The organism is Microvirga aerilata (assembly GCF_016743775.1).
Taxonomy (GTDB): domain Bacteria; phylum Pseudomonadota; class Alphaproteobacteria; order Rhizobiales; family Beijerinckiaceae; genus Microvirga; species Microvirga aerilata.
Window position 1 is genome coordinate 1 of record NZ_JAEQMY010000205.1, and the last position, 3266, is coordinate 3266.

The 3266-nt window shown below is 58.2% G+C and carries 3 protein-coding genes; all 3 read left to right on the top strand.

Going from position 1 to position 3266, the window contains the following annotated elements; all coding sequences use genetic code 11:
- Positions 1-489: 489 nt before the first annotated feature.
- On the top strand, positions 490-861 hold the full coding sequence (locus JKG68_RS31470) for a hypothetical protein (protein ID WP_202066284.1): 372 nt from the start codon (positions 490-492) through the stop codon (positions 859-861).
- A 356-nt stretch (positions 862-1217) separates the two neighbouring features.
- A complete protein-coding gene (locus JKG68_RS31475; protein ID WP_202066287.1) occupies positions 1218-1526 on the top strand; it encodes an HU family DNA-binding protein in 309 nt (102 codons plus the stop codon).
- 928 nt (positions 1527-2454) lie between these two features.
- Complete coding sequence (locus JKG68_RS31480; RefSeq protein ID WP_202066286.1) at positions 2455-2610, top strand: hypothetical protein; 156 nt, start codon at positions 2455-2457, stop codon at positions 2608-2610.
- The last annotated feature ends 656 nt before the right edge of the window (positions 2611-3266 follow it).

Here is a 3266-nt window from a genome sequence, read left to right on the forward strand (position 1 = left end):
ACTACATCGAGACGGTCTGGGGCCGCGGCTACACGCTGAGGGAGCCGCAGCCCGTCAGGCTGGCGAGCTAAGTCTCAGGGCCACGATCGCATTCCACATCCGCTGCCCCGCATTCTGTCAGCAGATCGTAGGTTTTCTTATCTCTGTTTCCTTTGTGGAGCCAGTCCCCTCACTCCAATCTGTGGCAATATCGCGACCTGTCGAAATGGGAGCGCCCCAACTGAAGCCTCTCAACTCCAGTCAGGGCGTGTGCGATGCCGGTTGCAACACCGCGCCACCATCCTACTCTGCCCCTGATGAGCGTCAACACCGGAAACAAAGAGCGCCGCTGAGGAAGGTGGGCCAGAGCGCATTGCATGAGCTGGCGGCTCGCGGTGGTCGTGTTGCTTTCCTCAGCTGTTTGAAACCATCGGTTAACCATGCAAGCGCATGCTTTCACGTGGGACTTAAGGGCTGGGCGGGCTTCCTCTGACCTGGAGACAGTTGCTCATGGCGGATAAGCATTTCACCGACACGATTGAGGAGAAGTTGGCATTGATCTCGCCAACGCTGAAAGCCATCGAGTTCGGCGGGGATCAGCCCTACCTTCGCGAACTGCAGACGCTCCTCAGACAGCGCTTGGCAAGCCTGGTTGTTCTGTTGGAGCGGGATCCTGGGCTTGATGCCGCAACAGCCGATCTGTACGCAGCGGCAGCTGCCATTGTGCAGGACACCACACTTGCCTCTCGGCCTCTCGCCCGAAAACGCCGTCTCCTCAAGGAGGCTCAAGAGCGCTTCCATGAGCGCATTGCGACAGCACGCCCAAACGGAAGAAGAGCATGCGCGCCTTGGCGACAGAACGAACTCTTCCTTGCAGCTTGATCCAAGCCCGGCTTCCGCAGCAGCAACACTGGGTACCGCAACTTACTCTCCCTTCCCTTCTCACCCAAAGACCTGTGAACTCGTTCCGGCATGGATCTTGAGAAAGCAGTTCTCCGGTGATTTTAATCTCAGGCGGCAAGTACTTTGCCGATCAGTGACTGTTCGGTTCATAGCTCATCAGGAGGGTCTGACCAATGGCGAAAGCAGCAACCAAGACCACAACCAAGAAGGCGCCGGCCCGCAAAGCGGCTGCGTCGAAGTCTATACCGGCGAAAGCGGCACGAGCGATCGGCACAGCCGCCAAGAGCCCAGCAAAGGCTGCGGCACCAAAGGCGACTGCAAAAGCAGCTCCCAAGGTGGCGAAGAAGGCCACCGGCTCTTCGGCTAGCGCGATCCTGACCCTGCGCCACATTGCCGAGCAGCTGTCGGAAGCGCATGAACTACCCAAGTGGCAGGCCAACGAGATGCTGACGCAGGTGGTCGAGATGATCGCCAAGAGCCTGAAGAAGGGCGATAAGATCCGGCTGAGCGGCCTTGGCATCCTGCAGGTGCGCAAGCGTGCCGCCCGCACCGGCCGCAATCCGCAGACCGGCGAGCCGATCAAGATCAAAGCGTCCAAGAAGATCGCCTTCCGGCCCGCGAAAGAGCTCAAGGAAGCCGTCTGACCGGGAGCCGGAGACTTGGAGGACTGGAAACTCACCCACCTCACCAGAAACCGGGCAAGGTGGGTGTGTCGTCTCGTGAGGACCAACCTTGGGAGACACACCCAGTCGCATAGGATCGCCTCCAACGATGGACCTGTAGGTTCCCGGCGTTGCGTCAACGCCCGTTTACCGAACCACCACGTCGATGACAGGCAGTCCCGTCACGGCGCAACCGCTGCCGCTGCCAGAATGGTCGCTGCATAGGCTGATACGGTGACGATTGGGCCAAGCACGGTGGCTGCCACAACGAGGCTGAGGGAGGTCTTGAGGATACGCATAGCAGGCTCCATCCGTGTTGAGGTCAGAACCTGACCGGAGGAAGTTAACCGCGAGTTAACCTTGGCCTTTGGGCTCCATGGCCCAGCTTATGGACCGTCCCCTAAACACTTCCAGCCTGTTATCGATCAAAGAACCAGGGTGGATCATCCACGCAGGTATACCCAACGGGGCACTGCGGGGTATCAGCCGTGGGCACCCAAGCCGGCCGAACGTACTCATTGCGCAAGCAGAAAGCTTGGCTGCTGACATAGCGGTCGTAGGTGTAGCGCCCTGTGCCCAGAACGACTGCGCCTCGACTGGCGACAAGGGAGCGGGCTTGGCCGCAACTCATGACAAGGCTTGAAGGTCTCGGTTGGCCGATGGCTTCTGTCGCTAGTCCAGCCATCACAACGAGGATGAGGCTCAATGTCTTCATGGCAGCCCCCGCACATTACAATGACGACGCACATCTCCACCTACAGGATTGAACTGCTGGCGACGCAGAAATCGTCAAGGGTGTCACGGTTGCCACAGACGGAATGATCGTGCGGGAGCGCACCGCCGATGGACGAAATGACGGGTACCATCTTCGGATCGTTATCGCCCCATCCCTAACTGGAGGAGACGGCTGATGACCGTCAGCAACACACACCACTCCACTCAGGCGTTGCCTTATAGTGAAAACAATCGTGGCCTTGATCGGCGCTACCCACCGGCCTCCTTATTGCTGGCTGGAACTGTTCTGGTCATGAACGTCTGTGCGACTGTGCTATCGCTGATGGCCTGACAGCATCCTGACACGGATAGACCCCTTGGATGCCCACCGTAGGAGGGGACAATGGACCCCGTGAAGCTAATGTGTGCTGCTGTTTTCTTCATCGGTATGGGTCCTGTTGCCTTGTCCCAGAGCCATCCTCTGACCTTACAGATGTCCTGTTATGGGGCACGAGAACTGGTTGCCGCTCAGGGTGCCATCGTCCTCAATACAAGCGCCACGACCTACGACCGTTACGTAGGAGCGGCTGGTCAATGTGTACGGGGTGAGGTCATGGAGCCTGTTTGGGTCCCAACGGCAGATACTAGCCAGTGTCCGATTGGGTATCGCTGTGTGGAACGCAACAGACCCGGGCGAAACTGAGAAAGGTGGGTGGTCCTGCCGCGCTCTATTCCAAGACTAACTTGTCCAGCAAGACTGGAGTCTCAGGGAAACAAGGCTGAGGCCAACACACTTGCTACATAAGCAAAAGTAAGGAGCATTGCTGCTACCGGAGCAGCAGCGCCAAGAAGTATAGTAAGAGGCTGATATTACGCATCCTTTTGCATGGCAACTTACGTGACAAGGCTCCTATCGTAAGTGCCTGAGCCTGCAGCAGTCCCAGACTGTGCGGCTTCAGATCAGGCCCAAACCACCGGGAATTCAGACCATCTAAAGCTGGGATGGGG